The sequence below is a fragment of the Actinomycetota bacterium genome, assembly GCA_030776625.1.
Classification (GTDB): Bacteria; Actinomycetota; CADDZG01; order CADDZG01; family WHSQ01; genus MB1-2.
In genome coordinates, this window is the sequence record JALYHL010000004.1 from 132,160 (window position 1) to 157,761 (window position 25,602).

Genomic DNA, 25,602 nt, shown 5'->3' on the forward strand with positions numbered 1-25,602 from the left:
CCTCAGCTCGACGCGGTGATGATCCGGATCACCGCACGCTCCAGGGCTGCCTCCGCGGACGGGAACTCGCCCTTCATCTCTATGTCTGCTTCGGCCATCACCGCCATAGCGCGCACCAGCTCTTCCTCGCGGTAAGACAGCGCCTGCTTCGTCATCCGCTCCGCCCGCCACTCCGGCATCCCGAGAGCTTGACCGACCGCAGCGGCGCCCTCACCCGCGTATTGCCGAGCGCGCAGGAGGCGTCTAAGGTGGCCACTCAACACCCCGAACAAGGCAAGTGGCTCGTCGCCTTGATCCAGCAGCCTGCGGACACTCGTCATCGCAGCCGCCAGCCGGCGCTCGCCTACGGCGTCGGTGAAAGCGAAGCTCCGCTCCTCCGCCAGCCGTGGGAAAGCCCTTCGAACCTCGGTCGCGCCGATCGTCGCGCCCGGTCCGTGCGCCGCGACCAGCTGCTCCAGCGCGGAGTCCAGCGACCTCAACTCCGGGCCGATCGCGTCTACGAGAGCCCAGCCGCCCCTGTCGTCGAGCTTGATCTGACGCTCGACCGCGCGCTGGCGAAGCCACGTCACCAGACGGCGCCCCTTGGGAGCGTCCAGCGGTACCACCACGCCCGCGCTCTTAACAGCCGCGTCCAGCTTGGTCTTGCCGCTGGCGACCAGCACGAGAACGGTGTCGGGTGACGGGGACTGCAGGTAGGTCGCGAGCGCGTCGGTCTGTTCCTTCTTCAGGTCCTGAGCGTCGCGGATCACGACCAACCGTCGTCCTCCGAGGAGCGATGCCGTCCCGACTGCTTCCATGAGCGCGGCTCCGGGGGCGGCCGCATCCAGCGCCATCTCCGACAGCGGGTCCGTCGAATGCTCGCGGCGGATCTTCTCCAGCGCCTCCTCCGCTAGATACGGCTCGCCGGACAACAGGTAGACGCTGGTCACTCCTCGCCCAGCCCCATCTCGTACACCGTCTCGTCTCCCTCCACCAGCGAGACCGACTGCGCGCCCTCGTCGGGGAGTGTCGACCACTCGCGCGCCATCCAGGCCTCCGCTTCCTCGCGGGTCGCGAACCTGTCCGTGGCGCGGATCTCCGCGCCCGAGGCGTCTAGCAGGACCCATCGGAGGTCAGGCATCGTCCGAGAGTATCGGGCCGACGTAGCGCGCTAGAGCTGCTACGGCCGCCACCAGCACGGGGGCTGCAAGAACCGGACCGAGCCACGGCGCCACCCCCACGCTCGCCCACTCCGGCTGCGCCGAGACGCGCCCGATCAGGAGGATCCAGGCCGCGAACGGCTCTGCCGCACGAAGGAACAGCCCACCGAGGCGATCATCGAAGGTGCCGAGGATCCCGCCGGTCAGCCCCAGCACGGTGGCGGGCGCTATCGCCGGAGCCGCGGCGAGGTTCGATAGCGGCGCGACCAGCGACACCTGACCGAAGACACCCGCGAGCAACGGGAGTACGCCCGCCTGCGCCGACAACGTCACCGCGAGCGGAAGCCGAAGGAAGCTGGGCAACCGCTCCATCTTCGACTGCAGGATCGGCGCCCACACGATGATTCCGGCGGTGGCCGCGAGCGATAGGTGCAGACCGACGGAGAACACGACCTGCGGCCGGACGACGATCAGGACCGCGAGCGCGATCGCCAGAGCGTGGAGCGGTTCCGCCGGGCGTCCACACGCAAGCGCCACGAGGCCAACGACGCCCATGGCCACCGCCCGCAGCACCGAAGGATCGGGACCGACGACCAGCAGGAAGACGCCCAGCGCGGCGGCGCCGAGCAGGAGCCGACTCCTGAAGGTGAAGACTTGTGCCAGCAGCGCCGCCGCGGCCAGCACGATCGCCACGTTGCTCCCGGAGACCGCCAGCAGATGTGACAACCCGGCCCGACGGAACTGCTCCAGCGTGTCCGGCGTCAGCGCCTCTGTGTCTCCGATAGTGAGGCCCCGGATGAGCGCGGCCGCCGGTGGCGAGATCTCGAGCGCCGAGGTCTTGAGCCCGTCTCGCACCCACGCGGCGACCAGGAACAAGCCGGCGGGCCGCCCAAGTGACAGCGAGTCGAGATCAAGCTCCGCTTGCGCCCCGGCGCGCCTTCGCGCTTCGTCGAATGCGTCACTGCCGAGCGGCAGCAACCACCCGGTGGCACGGAAGGGAGCTCCAGCGGGAGCCGGGGTATCGATCACCGCAACTCCGCCGCCGCCGATCGCGCTCTGCCCAATGCACGAGGCTCGGTCGACGGCCACGAGGGTGCCTAGCGCGCCGATCTGCTCCAGCACCCGGGCCTCGAAGTCGCAGTGCGGCACTCGAGCGGCTTCGGCTTCCAATCCCACGCCGCGGTCCCCGCGGACAGATGCCGTCAGCGCCCCGGCACCGAACCCGAATACCACCAGCGCGACCAGCGTCGCAGCGGGAACCCGACGGACCACTGCAAGCGTCGCAGACGCGGTCATGCTGATGACGGCTGCGGCAGGGGCGACCCCTCCTCCCGCCGCCACGCACGCGCCACCGGCGACACCGGTCGCAAGCAACCAGACACGAAGCAGCGATCCGCTCACCGCGGGCCGGCGCTAGAGCGTGAGGTAGGAGCGGATGCCGTCGAAGGTCGCCGGGCCGATCCCGTCGACGTCGAGAAGTTGCTCGAGCGACTCGAACCTGCCGATCTCCTGCCTGTGCTGGAGGATCGCCGCGGCAGTTACGGGTCCTACGCCCGGGATCGTCTCGAGGAGCGCCTGGTCGGCCGTGTTCAGCGAGATAGTTCCTGTAGCGGGTGACGCCGTGCCGCCCACCGGTGGCGTGGCGGCGGCGATTGTGGTCGTTTCTCCCCGCTCCAGCACCTCGACCTTTGTCCCATCTACCAGAGGCTCGGCCAGGTTCAAGAGATCCAGGTCCGCCCGCCGTGTCGGCCCTCCGGCCGACTCGATGGCGTCTGCGATGCGCGTTCCGGCCGGGAACTCGTACAGCCCTGGTCGGCGGACCGCCCCCGCGACGTGGACCAGGATCGGCGCGGCCGCTGTTAAAGCGGGGGCGGGCTCGGCCGCTCCGTGCGCGACCCGGACTTCAGCCGGAGGGGCCACCTGGGCCGGAGCATCTCGTCCCGTCAGCACGAGGGCGACGATCACGAAACCGCCGATCAGCACCAGGAGTGGCCACGAATCGCGACGGAGGCCGCCCAGGGCTGCAAGCTTGTCGCGCCATCCTTCTTCGATCACGATCTCAGGCATAAAGCGATCGAACAGCAGCCGCCGCGCCCGCGCCGTGGCGGCGACCACACCTTCGCTCTCCGCCAGCGGTTGTTAGGTTCCCGCGCATGATCGAGATCAGGAACTGCACCGATGACGAGCTAACGCTTTTCTTCCGAACGCTCGCTACGGCCTTCGGCGACGAGATCCCCGCGTCCGAGGTCGAGCGCATCAGAAACGTCCTGCCGCTCGACCGCACGTTCGCCGCGTTCGAGGGTGACCGGCTTGTCGGGAGCTCCGGAAGCTTCCCGTTCCAGATGACGGTACCCGGCGCGTCGGTCGCGGCCTCGGGCGTGACCATGGTCGGGGTGCTGCCTAGCCACCGGCGCAAGGGCGTCATGAGCCGGATGATGCGGGCGCTCATCGACGACGCTCACGCACGCGATGAACCCGTCGCGATCCTGTGGGCGAGCGAGGAAGCGATCTACCAACGCTTCGGATACGGCCTCACCTCGAACCAGGGGCGCATCGACATCGAACGTCACAAGACGAGGTTCCTGGGCAACCCTGAGCCCGTGGGAACGATCAGGATGATCGACCTCGAGCAAGCCCGGGATGTGTTGCCAGCGATCTACGACGCGGTGTTGCCGACACGGCCGGGCATGGTCGCGCGCAGCGCCGACTGGTGGCGCCACGAGACGCTCGCCGATCCCGAGCGGAGTCGAGGCGGAGGGAGCCCGAAGTTCTGCTGCGTCTTCTCGGACGAGGGCCGCGACCGCGGGTACGCGATCTACCGGACGGCGGGCGACTGGGCCGACGACGGTACGCCGGACAGCTACTTGAACGTCAGAGAAGCGGTTGCCGTAGACCCGGTCGCGTACCGCGAGGTCTGGCGCTTCCTGTTCGGGGTCGACCTCGTGGACCGGATCAAGGCTTGGTTCCTGCCGGCAGATCTCCCCCTGGCGCTGATGCTCGAAGACCCGCGCCGGCTGCGCTTCGCGAAGAGCGAGAGCCTCTGGCTCCGGATCGTCGACGTGGCCGCGGCCCTAGAAGCTCGGTCGTATGCAGCCGACGGCGAGATCTCGTTCGCTCTCACAGACATGTACTGCCCCTGGAACGAGGGCGAGTGGACGCTACGAGTAAGCGGCGGCCGCGGCGACGTGACCCGCGGCGACGGGGCGGAGCTGTCGCTTGATGTCTCGGCTCTGGCCGCCGCCTACCTCGGTGGCTTCACCTTCGCCGAGCTGGAGCGCGCGCTGCGGGTGGAGGGACGCACCGAGGGAGCCGTCGCTAGAGCGGACGCCATGTTCCGGACGGACATCGCGCCCTGGTGCGTGGAGAGCTTCTAGCGCGCGACCACCAACGAGACGAGCTTCGGTGGCTTCGCGATCACCTTCGCCGGCTCCCTCCCGTCCAGGTGGGCTTGCACCTTCTCGGACGCGAGGGCGCGGTCGACCATCTCGCTCTCTGAGATCTCCGCCGGTACCTCGATGGTGTCTCGCACCTTGCCGTTCACCTGAACGACCATCGTCGTCCCCTGCTCGGCGGCGAGCTCGGGGTCGAACTCCGGCCAGCGCTCGTGGTGGATCGAGGACTCGTGACCGAGCCGGTGCCACTGCTCCTCGGCGAGGTAAGGAGCCATCGGGGCCAGCAGCTTCAGGAGCGTCTCGATCAGATCGCGCATCACGGCGGGATGGCCCCCGCCTAGTTGCCGGTAGCGGTAAGCCTGATTGACCAGCTCCATGAGACGCGCGATCGCGGTGTTGAAGGAGAAGACTTCGTAGTCCCGGCCCACGATCTTGATCGTCCGGTGGATGTGCCTTCTGACGGCGCGCTCTGCGGGTCCTTCGTGGAGAACACCGACGTTCACCACATCGCGGTTGTCCTCGCACAGCTGCCACACGCGCTGGAGCCACTTGAAGGTCCGGGGCCCGATCGCCTCCACGCCCTCCTCGGGCCAGTCGAAGTCTTGCTCGGGGGGGCCGGAGAACAGCATGTACAGACGGAGCGCGTCGCTGCCGAAGCGGTCCACCGCCTCGGACACCTCGACGATGTTGCCGCGTGATTTGGACATCGCCTTGCCGCCCATCGTCACCATCCCCTGGTTCAAGCATGCGGGGAAGGGCTCTGGGTCCTTCAGCATCCCCATGTCCATGAGGACCTTTTGGAAGAAGCGCGCGTAGATCAGATGCATCACGGCGTGCGTTATCCCGCCCGTGTATTGATCGATCGGCATCCACGCGTTCGCCACCTCTGGATCGAACGGCGCCTCCTCGTTGTCTGGATCTAAGTAACGGAGGAAGTACCAGGAAGAGTCGACGAAAGTGTCCATCGTGTCGGTCTCGCGCCTGGCGTCGTCACCGCACTTCGGACACGCCACGTTCACCCACTCCTCCACGCTCGCCAGCGGGGAGGCCCCCTCTTGGGGAGCGAAGTCAACCTCGTCCGGCAGCACCACCGGCAGGTCCTCCATCGGCACGGGCACCTCGCCACAGCGGTCGCAGAACACGATCGGGATGGGCGTTCCCCAGTACCGCTGGCGGCTGATCAGCCAGTCGCGGATACGGAAGTTCTTCGCGTGCTTCCCGAGGCCTTTCGCCTCCAACCACTCGGTGACCACCCTGACCGAGCGGTCGGTAGGCGTGCCGTCGAACTCGCCGCTGTCCACCATGACACCGTCGCCGGTGAACGGCTCCGTTAGCTCGCCTCGATCCGAGGCATCGAGCGAGGCCGCCACGACCCGTCGGATCGGAAGGTCGTAACGCCGCGCGAAGTCGAAGTCCCTCTCGTCGTGACCCGGCACGGACATGATCGCCCCGGTCCCGTACTCCATCAGCACGTAGTCCGCCGCCCAGATAGGGATGCGCTCGCCGTTCACCGGGTTGATCGCGTAACGGCCGAGGAAGAGCCCTCTCTTCGGGCGTTCGGTCGACATGCGGTCTATCTCGCTCAGGCGCGCGACCTCGTTGCGGAAACCCGTCAGCTCGGACTCCGTCTCCGAACCCTGTACCAACGCGTCCGCGAGCGGGTGCTCGGGGGCCATCACGAAGAAGGTCGCGCCCCACAGCGTGTCCGGGCGCGTCGTGTAGACGACGACCGGCTCGTCGTGACCCTCGATCTCGAAGCGGACCTCGGCCCCCTCCGAGCGTCCGATCCAGTTGCTCTGAAGCATCTTCAACCGGTCGTTCCACCCGGTGTTCAACTCGAGGTCGTCGAGGAGCCGGTCGGCGTAGTCGGTGATCTTGAAGAACCACTGAGTCAGGTACTTCCTGACGACGGGTGTATCGCAGCGCTCACAGCGGCCCGCGATCACCTGCTCGTTCGCCAGCACCGTCTTGTCGTTCGGGCACCAGTTGGCGGCCGCCGCCTTCCGGTATGCGAGGCCGCGCTCGTAGAACTTCAGGAAGAACCACTGGTTCCAGCGGTAATAAGAGGGGTCGCACGTGTAGAAGACACGGTCCCAGTCGAAGGAGCAGCCGAGGCGCTCCAACGACTTCCGGTGCTTGTCGATGTTCTCGTAGGTCCACGTCTTCGGGTGGATGTTCCGCTTGATCGCGGCATTCTCGGCCGGCAGCCCGAATGCGTCCCAGCCGATCGGGTTCAAGACGTCGTAGCCCTGCATCCGGAAGAAGCGAGCGATCGTGTCGTGGATCGAGAAGATCTCGACGTGACCCATGTGGAGGTCGCCAGACGGGTAAGGGAACATCGTGACCGTGTAACGTTTCTCGCCCTCCGGCTTCACCGGCGCGGACCATGCTTTGGCGGCGATCCACGCCTTGCCCCAGCGCTCCTCGATGGCCTTGAAGTCGTATTCCCGCTGCATGCTTCGACCCTAAAGGGTCGGCTAGACGAGGGTCGCTACGCGGTCTCGCAGTTGCCGAAGGGGGCCGCGGTGTACTCCGGAAAACTCTCCAGTTCGTCGATCGCGACCTGGTGCCGTTCCTCGAGCTCGGGAAGGGCGACGAGCGCAGAGCCGGCGACATCGTAGAAGCGCCTGCGCACCTCGTAGCGATCGCGGAGCGGAGTCGCTACGGACACCACCACATCGGCGTCGCCGCCGGACGCGCAATCGGTTGCCTCGACGTGGCCGACGCTTCCGCCGTACGGAAGAAGACCTCCGGTGAGCTCGGGGGCGCGACGCGCCTCCACACGCACGAGCGCCCCGTCGAGGAACGTGAAGAGGCCGAGGAACTGCGTAGCGGCCCCTTGTTCGAGGTCGACGACGATCTCCGCGCCCGGCCGCTCGTCGACCGGCACAGCCGCGTTCAGCCGCGGCACCGGGAGCCCGTACTCCACCCCGGACTCGTGCGTCGGCGTGGCATACGTGCCGGCGGGCGTAACCGCGACGAGGAACGACCGACAACCGGCCGCGGCGTCTTCGTCAAGCACCAGGTAGACCTCGTCTTCCTGGTCGTCTCCGTCGACATCGGCTGCCAAGCTCCCGCCGACCCGCTCGTGAGCCAAGGCTTCCGCTTCATTCCGGCAAGCGGTTGGCGCTGCAGCGCCAGGAGGGGACGGAGTCGGAGAAGCGCTGCTCACTCCTGACGGAGAGCGTTCCTGCGAGCACCCCGGCGCCGCGGCAACCGTCGCCGCGCATACCACCAGGATGAAGCTCCTAGCCCGCGTCGCCGCCGCCGTCCTGCTTGTGAAACCACGGCGTGAAGCAGACTCCGACGATGAGCCCATCGTCGCTTAGCAGTCTCGTGATCGTCTGTCCCCACGGCTCTTCCTTCGCGTCGTGGAGGAGGGTCAATCCCGCGGCGCGTAGCTCTTCTGACGCCGTGGAGACGTCTGCGGCAGAGGCAACTTCGAACTCGATACTCCCTTGAGGTACGACTACGTCCCCCGGCCAGGTGTCGGTCCCGAAGCACGACCTAGCCGCGTCCGCGAGTGGCCACACACCGAAGTGCTTTACGCCCGGGAGCCGCTCGGTAAACAGGTAGCCCCCATCGCCGCCTTCGAACGACAAGCCAAGAGCACCACGATAGAGACGCTGAGCAGCGTCTGGATCACGGGCGATCACAGAGACGCTGGCGACGAATTGCACCTTCATCTTGTGGACCCGATCGGGATCGAACCGATTGCCTCTGCGATGCCATCGCAGCGCTCTACCAAGTGAGCTACGGGCCCCTGCTCCCGAAGTGTAGTGGGTCGATGACGAGGCTAGGTCGAACCAGCATCCAGTAAGGAAGAAGTAAACCTGTCACACCCGCCGCGTAGCTTTAGCAAAGTGCTCCCCTCAGAGATCGGCGAACGTGCCGAAGCCGCTGTCATGGCGGCGCTCGTCGCGGCTGGAAAGCGGGTCCTCCTCCCCTTCGGCGCGTGCCGTTACGACCTCGCCTACGAGGAGGGCGGGCGGCTCGTAAAAGTTCAGTGCAAAGCAGGTTCTGTACGCAAAGGCGCGGTGTGTTTTCGCACGCATAGCGTCGGCCGAAGTTCGACCCGGGATTACCGGGGCGACGTCGACTTCTTCGGGGTTTACTGCCACGAGCAGAAAGAGGTGTACCTCGTCCCCCTGGCCGGGCTGCCCTCCTCCCGAGCAAGCCTTCGGCTCAGCCCGCCTCGCAACGGCCAGAGCTCCGGCGTCCGCTTCGCCGCTCGGTATGTCTTGGGCGCCCTGCCGGCGGCAGAGGATCCGCTGCCCTATATTGACGAATATCAATCTATGGGCCATGATGGCGACGTGGCCACGACCGCCTTAGAGCTTCCCGTTCTCTGCTGTGCCCCCCTCACGGGGTCCGCGCTCAATGATGAAGAGGCCACCGCGACCGCCGACATCTTCAAAGCACTCGCCGACCCTCACCGCGTGCGCATCGTCAACCTGCTTGCGAACGCCGACGAAGCCGTGTGCGTGTGTGACATCACCGCCGCGATCGGGCTGTCGCAGCCGACCGTCAGCTTCCACCTCAAGAAGCTCGTCGGAAGCGGACTGCTAGACCGCGAGAAGCGCGGGACGTGGGCTTACTACTCGTTGAACGGCCGGGCACTGGATCGACTTGCGTCGGTCGTGAAGATCAAGGAAGGAGCCACAAGTTGAGCGATGCACGCGAAGAGGTCCGGAAGCGATATGCCGACGCGGCGACCGCCGTTTCCAGTGGTTCGATGGACGCGGCCGCGCTCGAGACCTCGGATTGCTGCGGCAGCGATACCTGGGCTTCCTGTTGTGGGGAAACCACAGCGGTCTTCGGCCCCGAGCTCTATAGCCGCACAGAAACGACCGAACTGCCGACCGAGGCGGTGCTCGCCAGCCTCGGCTGCGGGAATCCTCTCGCCGTTGCAGAGCTGCGCGAGGGAGAGACCGTGCTCGATCTCGGATCCGGCGGCGGGATCGACGTCCTGCTCTCGGCGAAGCGCGTCGGCCCGGCAGGTAAGGCGTACGGCCTCGACATGACCGACGAGATGCTCGAGCTCGCCAACAGGAACAAGGCGCAGGCGGGCGCCGAGAATGTCGAGTTCCTGAAGGGATACATCGAGGACATCCCGCTCCCGGACGGCTCGGTCGATGTCGTGATCTCGAACTGCGTGATCAATCTCTCGTCCCACAAGTCCGCTGTGTTCGCCGAGATGTACCGCGTCCTGAAGCCCGGCGGCCGCATCGGCATAACCGACGTGGTTGCTTCCAACACTTTGACGGAGGCGGACCGGGCGGAGCGCGGCACCTTCGCCGGTTGCATCGCGGGTGCGCTGTCGCTCGCCGAGTACCAGCACGGCCTTGCCGCGGCGGGTTTCTCTGGCGTGGATATCTCGATCACTCACGATGTGGTCGACGGCATGCACAGCGCGATCGTGAGGGCGCAGAAACCCGCCTCCTAACGAACGGAGGCCGACGGCGCGTTGCGCTACGGCTACGTGGGGTCGGCTGAAGCGCCGCCGGAGCCGCCCTCGGAGGTGAAGCCGGGGTTCGATCCGCCGTCACCGGAAGAGCCACCACCTCCTCCGGGCTTGCGGCGTCTACGGCGGCGTTTCCGTGTTGCCTTCTCTCGTTGCGGGCCACCAGAAGCAGAGCCCGGTGCCGCAGGCGCCTTCTCGCGGCGCGGCTGATCGGAGCGGGGCGGTCTTGCCTCTCGTTGGCTCTCGCCTGAGTCGCGGCGAGTTTTGTCGGGACCGGGCGCGTCGCCGGCTCCCTCCGCGCGGCCTTCTCGTTCTTCGGCCACCCGAACCGTGATCCGGTACTCCTGCGGGTAGGGGGGAACGCCCCACGTCGACTGAAGGTCGCCGATGATCGCCTCCAGCGTCTGGCCGTCTGGGGGCGCCGTGAGTGTGGCGGGGCGCTCTTTCGGAAGAGCGCGGACGAGATCCTCCGATGACTTGGGAGAGCCCGCACGAGTTCCCGGCTGGGTGCGCGACCGGCCGCGCCGCCTACGCGATCTGCCGGTTCTTTCGGACCCGTCTCCGACGGGTGCCGCCGATGCGTCGGTTGACTGCCTTATCGCCTCTTGCTTCGACTGCGCGCCGGACGCCGAGCCCTGTCCGCCTCGGCGACCTCTACGTCGCCTCCGCCGCGGCTGGCTCATCCCGCTCCTCTCGTTCACTCGTGCGACCTGCACCGTCGTCGAACGGGACGATGGGCGCATCCGCCCACAGCCGCTCGAGGTCGTAGTAGTCGCGCTCCTCGGGGCCAAAGACGTGGACGACGAAGTCCACGTAATCGAGCAAGATCCAGCGGCCCTCACGCTGGCCCTCTCTGCGGAAAGGCTTCACGTCCCGCGTCTCCCGCAGCCGCTTCTCGACCTCGTCCGCGATCGTCCGCACCTGTCGCTCGTTGTTCCCACTGCAGATCAAGAAGTGATCGGTGATCACGAGGAGCTCGGATACATCGAGGATGACCACCCGCTCGGCCTTCTTCGATGACGCGGCCTCTGCGGCTTCGATCACTAGCTGAGTTTCGGAAGGCATACGAGTGGGCTCATCGAGCCCGTAAGAAATCCTTTCCTACGACGATGGTGAGGTCCACGATACCTTGCTGCTGAGCCGAAACCTGCACCTCTCCGACGCCCAGGAGGTCCCGCGCTCGCTCCGCCAACGCCACCCCCTCGTCGGACTCGTCGTACGTGATGACCAGCGTCTTTCGGTAGTTCAGGCGGCGCGCGTTGCCCGACAGGATGACTCTGAATCCTTCCCCTACGAGCTCACTCGCGACATCTTGCCCGATCCCCGGAACGCCGTTCCCGTTCAGAACCTGCACCCGCACCTCGCGAGAAGCATCACGATCCAGCCCGATCGTCTCGTCGACGAAGGTTGCGAGCTCCTCCGCGTCCGTCGCGTATAGCTCGCTGTCACCGGCGCTGATCGGTCGCACCGGCAGCGTGGTCAGCGTCACGTCTTCGGGTGCCACATCGGCCAGGGCAGAGAGGAACTCCGCGTGCTCCTCCGGCGTCGCGTCGGACTCGCCTAGCGCCGCGCCCGCTTCACGGACGGCGGAAGCGAGCTCCCCGGGATCGTCGTACTCCTCGAGGAGCTGACCCCAGAAGGCGAGATGGCGGCTTCCGAGCTCCACGTCGTCGCCGTCGATCCCGACGATGTAGAGGAGCTTCACGAGCAAAGACGGCGAGAGCTGTTGGGGTCCCTCGACGAAGATGAGGCGGGCTTGGTCACGCCCGACCGGAACCCGGACCTCTGCGGGCACATCCACCGTCAGTGAGCCCAGCGCTTCGAACAGAACGAGTGCGTCGTTGTCCGAAAGCTCTACATAGCGGTCGATGTTGACGCCGAGCAGGTTCTCCGCGCTGACCAGCAGCAGGGGGACGCCCCCCGACCCGTACGCCTCACCGACCCCCTGCAACCCTCGGCCCGGCACCTCCACCGCGGTGTGAGAAGGGATGTAGACCACCGACGCCTTGTCGCTGGCGGGGTCCAACGTGACAAGCGTCATCCAGGTAGCGCCCCGCGCACCGCTGCTGCTCTCCTTCGTCCCGAAGAAGAGGGTGGATAGCACGGAGTTCTCTTGCTGTGGCGGCGCGAACGAGGTGGAACGCTTCTCCTTGGGCGGATCAACCGCGTTCGTGACCATGAACCCAGCGGCACCTACACCACCGACTGCCGCGATCGTCGCGGCCACGACTCCGGCCGTCTTCCGCATCCGCTGCCTCTTCTTGCGCTGCTCCAGGGCTGTGCGCCGCGGGCCCACCTGCTCGTCGTGGCCCGGCACGGTCGCCGAGGCCCAGGCAGGGGACGTCGGGACCGGTGGCGCCGTCGGCCGCGCTCTCGACGACTCCTGAGGTCGCGAGGTTCTCGAGGAGGCTGCGCCCGGCGCGGGTCCCACCACGCGCCCGGGCCCCGTCTCCACTGCAGCCTCGCTCCGGTCGCTGGCGAGCTCGATGTCACCTTCGACCATCGTGTCGGCCGCCTGATACAGGTCCCGCCGCTCCGGCTCTCGAGTCGACCCTGCGGACGGTGACTCCTCGGAACCGAGCTGCGGCTCCTCAGGAGGAGATTCCGCGAGGGACTTGGTACGCCTCTTCTTCAACTCCGCCCGGGTAGGCCCGAGGTACGACAGGTCTTCGATCGCCTGCGGCGGCTGTGTGGCGCTCGGTTGCTCCTCTGTAGTCCATGTCGTGGCGCTCTCTTCCTTGCGGTAGAGCGTCTCCCAAGCGACTTCCTCAGTCGATCCCGTCTGCGTGCGCCGCCGACGGATCAACGAGGCGCGCCCCGGGGCGCGGTGTCGAGGGGAATAGTGCTCGTTCTCGGCCCCAGCCGCGCTCTCGTCTTGCGGAGCGGTCTCGTCGACGTCACTACGAGCGGCCTCGCCGTCCGATCCCCCAGGCTGCGACTGCTTCCACATGTCACGCGAGCGTCTGTTGTCGTTCATCCGGCCTCCGGTGACCCGACGTACAAGCCGCGCTCATTGATGTACGACACGACGGCCGCGGGCACCAGGTAATCGATCGGCCTCCCGGCACGGACCCGAGCGCGGACGTCGCTGGCCGACACCTCGATGCCGGGCATCTCCATCAGGTTGATGCGCGGCCACGAGACATCCGTCTCTATCTGACCGAGAGCGAAGCCGGGCCTCGTCACCGCGATCAGCTCGGTGTGGTCGGCCAGACCTTCGACCTTCTTCCAGGTCCCGAACCGCAGCGCTGCATCCGCGCCCAGGATGAAGAACAGCTTCGTGTCCTCGCCGTGGAACTCTTTGAGCGTTCTCATCGTGTCCGCGGTAAAGGTAGGGCCTTTGCGGTCCAGTTCGATACGCGAGACAGCGAAGCTGCGGTGCGTCGCCGCGCCCAACGACGTCATGACGAACCGGTCTTCGGCATCGGAGTAGTTCGTCTTCTGCCATGGCTGGCCCGTCGGGACGAAGACCACCCGGTCCAGGCGGAAGACGCTGAGAGCTTCGGAGGCCGCGACGAGGTGCCCGACGTGGATCGGGTCGAAGGTTCCGCCCATGACGCCCAGGCGCTGGGGCTGCACGACCATCTGTGAGGACACCATCTGCCTAGCTAACCCGAAAGAGATGCATATCGACCGTGTTTGTGGGGCCGGGCCTACGACGTCCGGGTCTGCCCGTCGCCCCACACGACGTATTTGCACGTGGTCAGCTCCCGCAATCCCATGGGGCCGCGAGCGTGCAGTTTCTGCGTCGAGATGCCGATCTCTGACCCGAAACCGAACTCGCCTCCGTCCGAGAACCGGGTGGACGCGTTGATGAAGATCGATCCGGAATCGACCTCGTCGGCAAAGCGTCTGGCCGCGGAGAGGTCTTCGGTCACGACCGCCTCTGCGTTCGAGGTCCCCCACCGGTTCACGTGAGCGATGGCCTCGTCGATCGACGCCACGACCTTCACCGCGAGCGTGAGGTCCAGGTACTCCGTCGCCCAGTCCTCGTCCGATGCCTCGCGCGCCAGCGGCCACACCTGCCGCGCTCTGGCATCCGCGCGGATCTCGACCCCGGCCGCGGCGAGCGCGTCTAGCGCCTCCGGCAGCCACTTGTCGGCCAGCTCCTCGTGAACCAACAGCGTCTCCGCTGCGTTGCACACGCTCGGGCGTTGCGTCTTGGCGTTCAGCACGATGTTGCTCGCCATCTGAGGGTCGGCCGCGCGATCGACGTAGACGTGGCAGTTGCCGTCGCCGTCGATGATCGCCGGAATCGTCGCGTTCTCCTCGATCGTCTCGATCAAGGCGCGCCCACCGCGGGGGATCAACAGGTCCACCAAGCCCTTCGCCTGCATCAACTGGACCGCCGACTCCCTGTGGGGGTCGTCTATCAGCTGGATCGCATCCGGGGGAACACCGGCCTCCATGGCCGCCGCCGTGAGGACCTCGACCAACGCGCGGTTCGACCGCAGCGCGATGGACGAGCCACGCAGGATGCAGGCGTTGCCAGATTTCAAGCAGAGCCCGGCGACATCGGAGGTCACGTTCGGCCTCGCCTCGTAGATCACCGCGACGACGCCGAGCGGGACGCGGACCTTCTCGATCGACAGACCGTTCGGGCGCTTCCACCCCTCCACCACCTCGCCGACGGGGTCCGGCTGCGCTGCAACCGCTCGCAGTCCGTCCGCCATCGAGGTGAGTCGCTTCTCCGTCAGCGTCAGCCGATCGAGCGTCGTGGCTGCTGTTCCCTGATCGCGTGCCGCCTCCACATCCTGCGCGTTCGCACGGATGAGCTGCTCGCCGGACGCTTCGAGCGCTTCGGCCATCGCGAGCAGCGCAGCGTCCCGCACCCCGCCCGGAAGCTTGGCCACCGCGGGAGCAGCCGCGGCTCCGCGCTCGCAGATACTCATCACGTTCGTCACGCTGGATCTCCCTCGAGGATGATGAGCTGGTCCCGGTGAATGACCTCCCGGCCTGCAAGCTCCGCTGAACGCCGGCCCTGTGCCTCTCGCAGCTCGGTCGATCCGTAGCGTATCAAGCCCCTGGCGAACAACTCGCCGGTTGCGTCCGAGACGTCGACCACCTCGCCGCTTTCGAACGACCCGGAGATGTCGACGACTCCGACCGGCAACAAGCTGCGCTTGTCCTTCACCATCGCCCTGCGCGCGCCGGCGTCGACGACCACCGTCCCGCGCGGAGGTTGAGCGAACGCGATCCACAGCCTCCGCGCCGAGGCCCGCTTCGCGCGCGGGTGGAAGAAGGTGCCGACGCGTTCGCCGCGCACCGCCCGCGTCAGAACCCGGCTCTCACTCGCGTCCGCGACGACTACACCCACGCCCGAGAAGGTGGCGACCCAGGCTGCCGCGATCTTCGACGCCATGCCACCTGTGCCGAGGCTGGACCCGCGACCTCCGGCCCGTCTCTCGAGCTCGGGCGTGATTCGCACGACCTCGTCGAGGATCGGAGCGTCCGGCACCCGCCGCGGATCGTCGGTGTGTAGTCCCTTGGCATCCGTCAGCAACGCCAGCAGCCTCGCGCGCGCGAGATTCCCTACCAGCGCAGCCAAGCGATCGTTATCACCGAACCTGATCTCGTCCACCGCGACCGTGTCGTTCTCGTTCACGATCGGGACGACACCGAGTGCCAGCAACCGGTCGAGCGTGTTGCGCGCGTTGACGTAGTGCTGACGATTCATGAAGTCGTACCGCGTCAAGAGCATCTGCGCCACGACCAGACCAGCCTCTTCGAACAGCCGCGAGTAATGCGACAACAATCTCCCCTGGCCGACCGCGGCGGCGGCCTGCAGTGAGGGGATGTCTCCCGGACGGCTGTCGAGACCCAGCGGCCCGAGGCCGGCGGCGATCGCGCCGGACGAAACCAGGATCACCTGCACACCCGTCTGCCGTAGCTCGGCGATCTCTTGACAGAGCCGCCGCAGCCTGTCCTCGTCCGGTTCGCCGGTCGGACCCACCAGAGAAGCCGTGCCGACCTTGACGACGAGGCGGTCCCCCGCCTTCAGCTCAAGGCGCGCCATCGTCAGACAGCGTCTCCGGCTCGAAGTCGAATACCGCACCGCCTATCCGAACCTCGTCGCCCGGCTGCGCCCCTGCGTCGGCAAGCGCGCGCTCGACTCCCATCGAGATGAGCTTGCGTTGAAGGCGCGTCAGGGCCTCTTCGTTGTCGAGGTTCGTCATAGCCACCGCCCGCTCCGCGTTCGTCCACCGCACGCGCCACGCGTCTTCTTCACGCAGTACCTGCAACGTCTCCGGGCGCGAGATGTGACGGACGTAACCCCGGCGCGGGGGCGTTTCTCGGCGCGCCTTTTCGATCTGGGCCACGAGGATGCGGAGCAACTGCTCGATTCCCTCCCCCGTGACGGCGGACACCGCCATCGCGTCCGGATACTCATCCCGCAGGAGCTCGATCTCATCGCGCGCCGCGTCCGCCTTCGTGAGGATCACGACCGACGGGCGCTGCGCCAACGTGGGATCGAACGTCTCCAGCTCGTGACGGAGGATCTTCACGTCCAGTGTGGGATCACGATCCTGCGCCGTCGGGTCCACCAGGAACACGAGAACGGCCGCCCGCGAGACGTGCTTCAGGAACCGGTCCCCCAGGCCCTTCCCAGCGTGCGCTCCCTCGATCAGGCCCGGGATATCGGCCACGACGAACGACGTATCGCCGCTCCGCACCACACCCAGGTTCGGCTCCAGCGTCGTGAACGGGTAGTCGGCGATCTTCGGCTTCGCCGCCGAGATTCGCGAGATAAGCGTCGACTTCCCCGCGTTCGGGAACCCGATCAACCCCACGTCCGCCAGGAGGCGAAGCTCGAGCCGCAGCGACGCCTCTTCCCCCGGCTCCCCCTTGTCCGCGAACGCCGGGGCGCGCCTGGTGGCGGTGGCGAAACGAACGTTCCCGCGGCCCCCTCGGCCCCCCCGTGCGGCGACGAACTGATCACCGGTGTTGGCGAGATCGGCCACCAGCGTCCCGTCGTCGTCATAGACCACGGTGCCGGGCGGAACCAGCAGGATCCGATCCGCGGCGCGGGCGCCGTTGCGCCTCTTACCCTCGCCGTGGCCACCGCGGGCCGCCTTCACGTGAGGGTGATCGCGCAGCTCCAACAACGTCCCGACAGAGCCCTCGGCGCGCAAGATGACGCTGCCGCCGTCACCGCCGTCGCCGCCGTCGGGCCCCCCCTTCGGCTTGAAGGGTTCCCGGTGAAAGGCGACGGAGCCGTCACCACCGGCGCCACCACTGACATGGATCTTCGCCTCGTCAACAAACGCCATGAGCTCAACCTTACGTAGGTGTGGACTCGGGATCCGCTCCGGGGCGTCCGGCGCGGGCATCGCCGGCACGCTGGCTCCGGGGCGGCCGAGCCCGCTCCCGCGGCGTCGGCACGGGCATCGCTGGCACGCTCGGCGGGCGCCTGATCGGCGCCGGCCTCTCTCCGTTCCGGGCCACGTCGCCAATGTTGGTCCGGCTATCGACGACGTGGCCCTTCACGACGGCCCGCTCAAACCCGTACACGCCGCCGCCTCCGCTCGTAAACGGCAGCCCCTCCGCTCGTATGGAGGGGTCTGCGTCCCGGCGAGATCATCTCTATGGATAAGAGGGCCGGGCCGGGACACTCCGGGCGCAAAACCGAGGCGCCCCTCCGGAACCCGACCCGGCCCTCCTCCCCGGTCTGCGCGACGGCGCGGCCCCGGGGGGCAGGAGTGGTTGGGTCGGAAGGGAGTTATTCGGAGGGGGCGGGGGTGATGCTTACTACGCGGCGGCCGCGGAGGCGGTGGAAGGTCACGGTCCCGGAGGCCGTTGCGAACAGGGTGTCGTCGCCGCCCTTGCCGACGTTGAGGCCCGGGTGCACGCGGGTGCCGCGCTGGCGGATGATGATCGCGCCAGCTTTGACCTGCTGGCCCCCGTACGCCTTGACGCCCAGCCTCTTGGACTCGGAGTCGCGCCCGTTGCGGGAGGACGCTGCACCTTTCTTATGCGCCATCGGTGGTTCCCTCCTCGGCGGATGCCTTCTTGCCGCGGCCCGCGGTCAACTTGATGTCGGAGATCTCGATCGTCGTGTACTTCTGACGGTGCCCGGCGTGGCGGCGGTAGCCGGTCTTGTTGCGGTACTTGAAGACCTCGACCTTGGGCCCCTTCGTTTCACCGACGACGGTGCCGGTCACGCGGGCGGCGCCCAGGTCCTTCTTCGCGGAGCGGGTCTTGCCCTTGTCGTCGACGATCAACAGCGGCACAAAGTCGATCGTTTCGGTGCCCTCGCGCAGCTTCTCGATCTCGATGACGTCGCCCTTGGCGACCTTGTGCTGCTTGCCGCCCGCGCGGATGATTGCGTACATACCGTCTCCCTGTGAGGTCCGGCCCCCGAGTGGGAGCCGGCTCACGAGGATACCAAAGGGAGCGCTAATCGACGTCGTGGACGAGGATGCCGCGGCCCTCACAGGCGGGGCAGGGGTCGGAGAACGCCTCGACGATGCCCGCCGACACGTTCTTGCGAGTCATCTGAACCAAGCCGAGCGGCGAAATCTCGAAGACGTGGGTTCGGGTCTTGTCGCGCTCCAGCTCGCCGCGGAACATTCGCAGCACCTCGTCACGGTTCTCCGAGACCTCCATGTCTATGAAGTCGATGACGATGATCCCGCCGATATCCCTCAACCTGAGCTGCCGCGCGACTTCGACGGCGGCCTCCTTGTTCGTGCGGAAAACGGTCTCTTCGAGGTTTGACTTCCCGACGAACTTACCGGTGTTCACATCCACAACGGTCATGGCCTCCGTCCGGTCGATGACGAGGTGCCCGCCGGACGGGAGCCAGACCCGGCGGTCGAGTGACTTGCGGATCTGCTCGAGGACCCGGAACTCTTCGAAGATCGGAAGGTCGCCCTGGTAGAGCTCGAGCCTGTGGTCGAGGTCCGGCGACGTCGCGCGGACGTAGTCGCGCAGCGTCGACTCCAACTTGGCCTCGTCGACGATGCAGCGCGAGACGTCGCGGTTGAACAGATCACGGATGACGCGCAGCTCGAGCTCGGGCTCGCTGTAGATCAGCGCCGGAGCACTCGCCTTGTCTGCTTTTCTCTCGATCTCGTCCCAGATCTCGACGAGCCTGGCCAGATCCCGCTGTAGGTCCTCGCGCGACACACCCTCGGCCGCCGTTCGCACGATCAGCCCGTGTTCCTCGGGGCGCAAGACCTGTGCGAGGTCGCGCAAGCGTGTGCGTTCGGAGTCCGGCAACCTCCGCGAGACGCCCAGCGACTTCGCGCGCGGCACCAGGACGAGGTGGCGTCCGGCGATCGAGATCAGGGCCGTCAGCCGCGCACCCTTGGCGCGCATCGGATCCTTCGTCACCTGGACGAGGATCGGCTGCCCCGACTTCAGCACCGTCTCGATTCGAGGGGTGTCATCTCCTTCGTCGCCCGCTAATCCGACCTCGCCCGCATATAAGACGCCGTTGCGGCTCTCGCCGATGTCGACGAACGAGGCCTCCATCCCCGGAAGCACGTTCTGGACGCGTCCGAGGTAGACGTTGCCCGCCAGTGACCGGTCATCGGCTCGCGCCACGTAGTGCTCGACGATCGCGTCGTCCTCGAGCACCGCGATCTGCGTCCCGTGCGGGTCCGCATGAACCAACATCACGCGGTTCGCGGGAGCGGACTTCGAGCTGCTCTTGCGACGAGGACTTCTTCTCCGGCGTCGCCGCGCCGGGGGGGCCGAGGTCTTCCCTTCCGGCGTCTCCTTCACCGCGGGAGCGGAAGCGACGTCGTCTCCCAAAACGTCACCCGCCTTCTCCCGCCGGCGAGGTGCGGCTTCGCTCATCGAGCGCTCACAGGAATCGCCTCATATGGACGTTCATCAAGAGCGCAACTGCGGCGAAGTTCGTGATCAAGCTGGAGCCTCCATACGAGATAAACGGCAGCGGGATGCCGGTGATCGGCATGATCCCCATCGTCATCCCTACGTTAACGAACAACTGGAAGGCCCAGAGAGCGGCGACACCTGTCGCCAACAGCGTTCCAAACATGTCTCGCGACATCGCCGCGATCCGGAGCGCCCGCCAGATCAACAAAGCGAACAGCACCAGCAAAGTCGCCGACCCCAAGAACCCGAGCTGCTCCCCTACGGCAGTGAAGATGAAGTCAGTGTGCTGTTCGGGGACGAAGTCGAGGCCCGTCTGCGTGTTCTCACTCTCTAGCCCCTTACCCCTGAAGCCCCCGGACCCGATCGCGATCTTCGACTGCGTGAGGTTGTACCCGTAGGAACGGATATCAGGTGACGGGTCGAGGAACGACGTGATGCGGTCTTTCTGATAGTCCTGAAGGATGTCCATCTGGAGGATGGCCACGAGCCCGGCCATGGCGAGCACTGCAAGGGCCAGGAGGTGTCGCACCTTCGCGCCGCCGACGAGCAACAGGGCGGCGGCGAGGGCAACGAACACCATCATCGTTCCGAGGTCCGGCTCCATGAAGATCAGGACAGCGGGAACGGCAACGAGAACGATCGCAGCAACAACGTCCCGGGCACGAAGCTCGCCCTTCCTTTCAGCGAACACCGCAGCGATCGTGATGATGACCGCCACCTTCGCCAACTCCGAGGGTTGGGCCTGGAAAGCCCCGAAGTCGATCCAGCGGCTCGCGCCTTTGGACGCGTCCCCCAGCGGCGTCAGCACGAGCACGAGACCGATCAAGGTGGTGCCGTAGATGAAGGGTGCGAACGTGCGAAGCCGGCGGTAGTCGAAGGAGCTCAACGCCCCGAGCAAGATCAGTCCAACGATCGCATAGGCGATCTGCCGCTTCAGGAACAACCGCGGATCCAGCCCCCCCGCCTCCTGACCATGCACGGTCACCGAGAACACCATCACGGCGCCGAACGCGGCGAGGATCAGGGTCACGAGCAGAAGCGTCGGATCCAGGTGCCGGATCGGAGCTTTGCGCGCCATCCGCGCGCCGATCGGTTCGCGCCCGATGCGGTCGACCGCTTCGCCGAAGAAACCGTCGGACGCGTAACCGCTTCTCATCAGCGCGAGAAGTCCTGCCCGAGCCGGACATCGGTGTCGTCATCAATGCCGAAGATCTCTTCCCACACCTGCCGCGCTATCGGCGCGGCGACCTCCCCGCCGTGTCCGAACGTCTCCTCCAGGTAGACCGAGATCACGTAGCGCGGATCATCCATCGGCCCCGTCGACACGAACCAGGCGTCGTTGTCGTCGGTCTCACCGATCTGCGCGGTACCGGTCTTGCCTGCCAACGGAAAGCGGTCGAGCGGGAACCCCGCGAAGGCGCCTCGAGCAGTACCCGACCCGCCGGTGATGACGTCGACGAGGCCGTCGTTGATGACTCCCATCTCAGTCACGTCCAGCGGCAGCTCTGCAGCCACCTTAGTGTCGATCTGGCGCGTCACCTCGTGCTCTCTCTCATCCAAGCCGCGGGTGAGGTAGTCGCCGACACGCGGCTCAAGCACCTTGCCGCCGTTAGCCAACGCGGAGTACGTCGTGGCCATCTGCAACGGCGTTACAACGAGGTCACCTTGGCCGATCGACATGTTGATCGTGTAGCCCGGCACCCAGCCATCGGGGCAGTAACCCAGGTCGGCGTTCTCCTTGCACCATTTCGCATCGGGGACGCGTCCATCCGCCTCGTTGGGAAGGTCGATGCCGGTCTCGTGGCCGAAGCCCGCGAGGCGCATGTACTTCTGGAACCTCTCGCTCCCGTCACCGCCAGAGCTGGCGCCGAACGCGGTCTCCAGCCGCCACCCCAGCTCGTAATAGAAGGTGTCACACGAGATCTCGAGCGACCGGGGGAACCCGATGAAGCCGTTGTACGCGGACGTCCAGTTGTGGAAGGTGACGCTGCCGGACGGCGAGCCCGGAGGATACGTCGCGGCCCCGGGACACTCGACCGTGTCGAACGGCCCGACCACGTCGTTAGCGAGAGCGGCACCCGCGGTCACCACCTTGAACGTTGAGCCTGGAGACCGCTCCCCCTGCAGTGCCCTGTTGAAGAAGGCGGGCCTCTCCGGATCGTTCAGCTGCTTGAACTCGCCCCTCGTGATGCCGTCGGCCAGCATCGTCGGGTCATAGGTGGGCCAGCTGGCCATGGCGACGACGCCGCCGGTCTTCGGATCCATCACGGTTACCGCTCCCGCGGAGGCTTTGCCCGTTCTGACTCCGGCCCTCAACGCGGCCTCAGCGGCTCGTTGGATATCCACATCCAGCGAGAGCACCAGGTCCTGACCCGGCGTCTCAGGCGTCTTTGGCCGCGTCCCGATGACCTCGCCGACCGAGTTGACGACGACCTTGAGGACTCCGGGTTGCCCACGCAGCCAGCGGTCGTAGCTGTATTCCAGCCCGGCCTTCCCGACGATGTCGCCTGCGGCGTAAGCGGGGCGCGCACCTAGGAAATGGTCCGACGCCAGACCCGCTTCGTCGATCTCACCGACGTACCCGAGGAGGTGGGCGGCGAGCTTCCCCTGTGGGTATTCCCGCACCGGCACCTTCGCTATCTCCACTCCCGGGAAGTCCTCCCCGTTCTCGAGGATCCGGTACAGGGCGCGGTCAGGAACGTCGGTAGCGACAGTGACTGGCTTGTACGGCGAGACCGTGATGTCTCTAAGACGGGCGTTGATGTGCGCCAGCTTCTCGCCGGTCAGCTCGCTGATCTGGCGCAGCACGCGCCGTCTCTGGCGCGGCCGCTCGAGGACCTGGCGATCGACGGTCACGGCGTGGGACGAACGATTGGCCACCAGCACCACCCCGTCGCGGTCGAGGATCCGACCCCGAGGCGGCTCGGTGTGCACGAAGCGGACACGGTTCTCCTTGGCGAGCGTCCGGTAACTCTCGGACGCGAGGACCTGCAGGAACCACAGACGAGAGAACAGCGCGACGAAGCCGGCGACGATCAAGATCGCGAACACGGCGAGACGGAGCAAAGTCCTGTCGATGCCACCGGTGGAGTGGCGCTGTGCATTCACCAGCGATACACCTTCTCGGGGCGGAACCTCGCGGCAACGCGCTCCAACAGCGGGAAGGCGAACGGCGTGAGGAGGGTGTCATACAGCACCACCAGCCCCGTCACCTTCGCGGTGAAGCGGAAGCTCACCCATTGCTGACCCAAGATGACGGCTAACCCGGCGTAGGCGAACTCCGCCACCGCGGACGCCACGGCCACCGCCACCACTGGCGACCACACCGACCCGGTAGGAGCGAACTGTCGCAGCGACCCGACGCCGTAGCCGATGAGCGTGTAGACGAACGCCGTCAAGCCGATGACCGATTCTGGCAGCAGCAGATCCTGCAGCAGGCCGCCGGCGAAACCGATCACGACACCGACGCGGGAGCCGTCTAGATAAGCGAGGCTGACGACCGCTATCAGCACCAGCTGTGGGATGACGCCCCGAAGGGTCACCCGCGCGAGCAACGTTGATTGCAGCGCGACAGCGACCAGCACCACGAGGGCCATCGCCAGCACCCGTCCCACTCCCACATCTGCGAAGAGGTGCGGGGCCCGTGGCCGATCGCTCACGGCCGCCACCTCAGTCTTTCCTCGCGCGTGTCTTGTCACCGGTCTCTGTGATGACCTGGACGAAGTCCAGGGTGGCGAAGTCGACGTATGGATCAACGGTGATCTCTTGCTCGAGCGCAGCATCGTCGTTCGCGACCGTGGCCACGGTCCCGATCGGGATCGAAGGCGGAAAGATCCCCTGATCGTAGCCCGCAGTGACTACCTCATCGCCGACCTCGACGTCCGCGTCCGTATCGACGAAAGCGAGAGACAGCATCTCGTTGGCTCCGTTGCCGCCAACCGCTCCGGCGAACGCCTCGCCTTTGATGCGCGCCTTCGCGTTCGCTTCCGGATCGATCAGCAGAAGCACGATGGCGGTGTCCTGATGCGCCCGGATGATCTTGCCGACCAAACCTTCCGGGTCGATCACCGCCATGTCGACCCTGATCCCATCCGACGTGCCTCTGTCGATCGTGACCGCCCACTTGTAGTTCGCCGGCGGGCGCCCGATGACGCGCGCCGATACCCGCTCCATCGTGGGGTACGACTCGTCCAGACCCTGTAGCTCGAGCAGTCGCTCATTCTCGGACAGGATCGAATCCGCCTCGGTCACGCGCTGCTCCATCTCCTCGACCTGGTTGCGAAGAGCGACGTTCTGCTCCCGCAGGTTCGACAGATCCGATAGCGACGAGAAGAAGCCACCGATCGGCTCCAAGATCGCCGTGATCCCGCGCTGGATCGGCGTGACTATGGCGCTCGACACGTCCTTGGCCCGGTCGAGAGGTCCGCCGGCATCCTGGCGGAAATCGAGCGTTATCACGAGTATCGACAGGGCGAGGAAGGCGAGCAGTAGTAGCCGCCCTCGCCCGGTTCGGCGGTACATGCCTATAGCAAACCTCTTCGCCGTCGCAAGAAACCTGGCGGGCGGCGTCCGTTCACGACTGCGAACATCCGGCCACCCTGTCGGCTCACTGTAACCCCACCCAGGCGCGAAAAGCACGCCAAAAACGGCTTTGACCTGCGAAGATGCGCGGGCTGGTGCGCTAGTGGCGCGTGTTCGAGATCAGGACCCGCTTCAGCGCCTCGAACTCCTCCAGGCACTTGCCCGAGCCGATCGCGACGGCTATCAGAGGGTCCTCAGCCAGGTGTATCGGCATCCCGGTCTCGTGCTTCAGACGCTCGTCGAGGCCGTGCAACAGCGCGCCGCCGCCGGCCAGCACGATCCCCTTGTCCATGATGTCGGCCGCAAGCTCGGGGGGCGTCTTGTCGAGCGTGTTCTTGACCGCGTCGACGATCGCGTTCACGGGCTCCTCGATCGCCCTTCGAACCTCCTCTGCGGAAACGACGATCGTCTTCGGCAAGCCCGAGACCAGATCGCGCCCGCGGATCTCCGCCTGTCGCTCCTCGGGGATCGGAAAGGCCGACGCGATCGCGATCTTTATCTCCTCTGCGGTGCGCTCACCGAGCATCAGTGAGTACTCCTTCTTGATGTAGTTGATGATCGCCTCGTCGAGCTCGTCGCCCCCGATGCGGATCGACTGGCTCGTGACGATGCCACCGAGTGAGATGACGGCCACCTCGGTCGTCCCTCCGCCGATGTCGACGATCATGTTGCCGGTCGGTTCGTGCACCGGGAGCCCGGCCCCGATCGCTGCGGCCATCGGCTCTTCGATGATGAAAGCGCTTCGCGCTCCTGCCGAGATCGTGGCTTCTTCAACCGCTCGCTGTTCGACACCGGTGATCCCGGACGGCACGCACACCACGACGCGAGGCTTTGCGAGGAACGTGCGCCGGTGCACCTTCTGGATGAAGTAGCGAAGCATCTTCTCGGTGACGTCGAAGTCCGCGATCACCCCGTCCTTCAGAGGGCGGATCGGAACGATGTGCGCCGGAGTTCGACCGATCATCCGTTTCGCTTCGGTCCCGACGGCCAGGATCGCGCCGGTCTTGGTATTGATCGCGACGACGGACGGCTCGTTCAAGACGATGCCGCGGCCGCGCACGTACACGAGCGTGTTGGCCGTGCCGAGGTCGACCGCCATGTCCCTGCCGATCAGCTGGAACATGTTGCTCATGCAGTTGCTCCTGAGGCTTCATGTTGCACGTGTGGAAGGAGAAGCCTA

Annotated in this window: 26 protein-coding genes and 1 tRNA gene; 3 read left to right on the forward strand and 24 right to left on the reverse strand. The window is 66.5% G+C overall.

Features of this window, described 5'->3' with window-relative positions; translation table 11 throughout:
- Positions 1 to 2: 2 nt before the first annotated feature.
- Genes holA through M3N53_08230 form a run of 4 tightly spaced genes read right to left on the reverse strand, consistent with a single transcriptional unit; the run spans position 3 to position 3,206 of the window.
- The gene (gene holA / locus M3N53_08215; GenBank protein ID MDP9068312.1) at positions 3 to 929 is read right to left on the reverse strand and encodes a DNA polymerase III subunit delta; all 927 of its coding nucleotides are present in this window, start codon (positions 927 to 929) and stop codon (positions 3 to 5) included.
- Positions 926 to 1,120 (reverse strand): hypothetical protein, encoded by a 195-nt coding sequence (locus M3N53_08220; GenBank protein ID MDP9068313.1) that lies wholly within the window; start codon positions 1,118 to 1,120, stop codon positions 926 to 928. The genes holA and M3N53_08220 overlap by 4 nt, the downstream gene beginning before the upstream one ends.
- Positions 1,113 to 2,540 (reverse strand): ComEC/Rec2 family competence protein, encoded by a 1,428-nt coding sequence (locus M3N53_08225; protein ID MDP9068314.1) that lies wholly within the window; start codon positions 2,538 to 2,540, stop codon positions 1,113 to 1,115. The genes M3N53_08220 and M3N53_08225 overlap by 8 nt, the downstream gene beginning before the upstream one ends.
- A gap of 12 nt (positions 2,541 to 2,552) precedes the next feature.
- Positions 2,553 to 3,206, reverse strand: a complete 654-nt coding sequence (locus M3N53_08230) for a helix-hairpin-helix domain-containing protein (GenBank protein MDP9068315.1) — start codon at positions 3,204 to 3,206, stop codon at positions 2,553 to 2,555.
- Between the two features lie 86 nt (positions 3,207 to 3,292).
- On the opposite strand from M3N53_08230, the gene M3N53_08235 reads away from it, so the two are divergent.
- Positions 3,293 to 4,513: a GNAT family N-acetyltransferase gene (locus tag M3N53_08235; protein MDP9068316.1), complete on the forward strand. Its 1,221-nt coding sequence runs from the start codon at positions 3,293 to 3,295 to the stop codon at positions 4,511 to 4,513.
- Here M3N53_08235 and leuS read toward each other — a convergent pair.
- The 5 genes from leuS to M3N53_08260 all read right to left on the reverse strand — a co-directional run bounded on the left by leuS (position 4,510) and on the right by M3N53_08260 (position 8,826).
- Complete coding sequence (gene leuS, locus M3N53_08240; GenBank protein ID MDP9068317.1) at positions 4,510 to 6,987, reverse strand: leucine--tRNA ligase; 2,478 nt, start codon at positions 6,985 to 6,987, stop codon at positions 4,510 to 4,512. The genes M3N53_08235 and leuS overlap by 4 nt on opposite strands.
- Before the next feature lie 35 nt (positions 6,988 to 7,022).
- Positions 7,023 to 7,628, reverse strand: a complete 606-nt coding sequence (locus M3N53_08245; protein MDP9068318.1) for a hypothetical protein — start codon at positions 7,626 to 7,628, stop codon at positions 7,023 to 7,025.
- Between the two features lie 151 nt (positions 7,629 to 7,779).
- On the reverse strand, positions 7,780 to 8,217 hold the full coding sequence (locus M3N53_08250; GenBank protein MDP9068319.1) for a glyoxalase: 438 nt from the start codon (positions 8,215 to 8,217) through the stop codon (positions 7,780 to 7,782).
- A 4-nt stretch (positions 8,218 to 8,221) separates the two neighbouring features.
- Positions 8,222 to 8,294, reverse strand: a tRNA-Ala gene (locus tag M3N53_08255).
- A 109-nt stretch (positions 8,295 to 8,403) separates the two neighbouring features.
- Positions 8,404 to 8,826: a hypothetical protein gene (locus M3N53_08260; protein ID MDP9068320.1), complete on the reverse strand. Its 423-nt coding sequence runs from the start codon at positions 8,824 to 8,826 to the stop codon at positions 8,404 to 8,406.
- 3 nt (positions 8,827 to 8,829) lie between these two features.
- On the opposite strand from M3N53_08260, the gene M3N53_08265 reads away from it, so the two are divergent.
- Both M3N53_08265 and arsM read left to right on the forward strand, forming a co-directional pair.
- The gene (locus M3N53_08265) at positions 8,830 to 9,201 is read left to right on the forward strand and encodes a metalloregulator ArsR/SmtB family transcription factor (protein ID MDP9068321.1); all 372 of its coding nucleotides are present in this window, start codon (positions 8,830 to 8,832) and stop codon (positions 9,199 to 9,201) included.
- On the forward strand, positions 9,198 to 9,977 hold the full coding sequence (gene arsM, locus M3N53_08270) for an arsenite methyltransferase (protein MDP9068322.1): 780 nt from the start codon (positions 9,198 to 9,200) through the stop codon (positions 9,975 to 9,977). The genes M3N53_08265 and arsM overlap by 4 nt, the downstream gene beginning before the upstream one ends.
- 32 nt (positions 9,978 to 10,009) lie before the next feature.
- Here arsM and M3N53_08275 read toward each other — a convergent pair whose 3' ends face one another.
- The 15 genes from M3N53_08275 to M3N53_08345 all read right to left on the reverse strand — a co-directional run bounded on the left by M3N53_08275 (position 10,010) and on the right by M3N53_08345 (position 25,545).
- On the reverse strand, positions 10,010 to 10,678 hold the full coding sequence (locus M3N53_08275) for a hypothetical protein (protein ID MDP9068323.1): 669 nt from the start codon (positions 10,676 to 10,678) through the stop codon (positions 10,010 to 10,012).
- The gene (gene rsfS, locus M3N53_08280) at positions 10,650 to 11,060 is read right to left on the reverse strand and encodes a ribosome silencing factor (GenBank protein ID MDP9068324.1); all 411 of its coding nucleotides are present in this window, start codon (positions 11,058 to 11,060) and stop codon (positions 10,650 to 10,652) included. Before rsfS ends, M3N53_08275 begins: the two co-directional genes overlap by 29 nt.
- A gap of 10 nt (positions 11,061 to 11,070) precedes the next feature.
- Positions 11,071 to 12,972, reverse strand: coding sequence for a LytR C-terminal domain-containing protein (locus tag M3N53_08285; protein ID MDP9068325.1), 1,902 nt, complete (start codon positions 12,970 to 12,972; stop codon positions 11,071 to 11,073).
- The gene (gene nadD, locus M3N53_08290; GenBank protein MDP9068326.1) at positions 12,969 to 13,595 is read right to left on the reverse strand and encodes a nicotinate-nucleotide adenylyltransferase; all 627 of its coding nucleotides are present in this window, start codon (positions 13,593 to 13,595) and stop codon (positions 12,969 to 12,971) included. The genes M3N53_08285 and nadD overlap by 4 nt, the downstream gene beginning before the upstream one ends.
- Before the next feature lie 53 nt (positions 13,596 to 13,648).
- Positions 13,649 to 14,887: a glutamate-5-semialdehyde dehydrogenase gene (locus M3N53_08295; protein MDP9068327.1), complete on the reverse strand. Its 1,239-nt coding sequence runs from the start codon at positions 14,885 to 14,887 to the stop codon at positions 13,649 to 13,651.
- Positions 14,888 to 14,895: 8 nt separating this feature from the next.
- On the reverse strand, positions 14,896 to 16,011 hold the full coding sequence (gene proB / locus M3N53_08300; GenBank protein MDP9068328.1) for a glutamate 5-kinase: 1,116 nt from the start codon (positions 16,009 to 16,011) through the stop codon (positions 14,896 to 14,898).
- Entirely contained in the window at positions 15,998 to 17,266 is a 1,269-nt protein-coding gene (gene obgE / locus M3N53_08305; protein MDP9068329.1) for a GTPase ObgE, read from the reverse strand. Before obgE ends, proB begins: the two co-directional genes overlap by 14 nt.
- A gap of 449 nt (positions 17,267 to 17,715) precedes the next feature.
- Positions 17,716 to 17,976, reverse strand: a complete 261-nt coding sequence (gene rpmA / locus M3N53_08310; protein ID MDP9068330.1) for a 50S ribosomal protein L27 — start codon at positions 17,974 to 17,976, stop codon at positions 17,716 to 17,718.
- Positions 17,966 to 18,328, reverse strand: a complete 363-nt coding sequence (gene rplU / locus M3N53_08315; GenBank protein MDP9068331.1) for a 50S ribosomal protein L21 — start codon at positions 18,326 to 18,328, stop codon at positions 17,966 to 17,968. The genes rpmA and rplU overlap by 11 nt, the downstream gene beginning before the upstream one ends.
- A gap of 64 nt (positions 18,329 to 18,392) precedes the next feature.
- Positions 18,393 to 19,799 carry an Rne/Rng family ribonuclease gene (locus M3N53_08320; protein ID MDP9068332.1) on the reverse strand — a complete coding sequence of 469 codons (1,407 nt, stop codon included), beginning with the start codon at positions 19,797 to 19,799 and terminating at the stop codon, positions 18,393 to 18,395.
- 7 nt (positions 19,800 to 19,806) lie between these two features.
- Positions 19,807 to 20,997: a rod shape-determining protein RodA gene (rodA, locus tag M3N53_08325; protein ID MDP9068333.1), complete on the reverse strand. Its 1,191-nt coding sequence runs from the start codon at positions 20,995 to 20,997 to the stop codon at positions 19,807 to 19,809.
- Positions 20,997 to 22,949, reverse strand: coding sequence for a penicillin-binding protein 2 (mrdA, locus tag M3N53_08330; GenBank protein ID MDP9068334.1), 1,953 nt, complete (start codon positions 22,947 to 22,949; stop codon positions 20,997 to 20,999). The genes rodA and mrdA overlap by 1 nt, the downstream gene beginning before the upstream one ends.
- Positions 22,946 to 23,500: a rod shape-determining protein MreD gene (mreD, locus tag M3N53_08335; protein ID MDP9068335.1), complete on the reverse strand. Its 555-nt coding sequence runs from the start codon at positions 23,498 to 23,500 to the stop codon at positions 22,946 to 22,948. The genes mrdA and mreD overlap by 4 nt, the downstream gene beginning before the upstream one ends.
- A 10-nt stretch (positions 23,501 to 23,510) precedes the next feature.
- Positions 23,511 to 24,362 carry a rod shape-determining protein MreC gene (mreC, locus tag M3N53_08340; protein MDP9068336.1) on the reverse strand — a complete coding sequence of 284 codons (852 nt, stop codon included), beginning with the start codon at positions 24,360 to 24,362 and terminating at the stop codon, positions 23,511 to 23,513.
- 160 nt (positions 24,363 to 24,522) lie between these two features.
- Positions 24,523 to 25,545, reverse strand: a complete 1,023-nt coding sequence (locus M3N53_08345; GenBank protein MDP9068337.1) for a rod shape-determining protein — start codon at positions 25,543 to 25,545, stop codon at positions 24,523 to 24,525.
- Between the last annotated feature and the right edge of the window lie 57 nt (positions 25,546 to 25,602).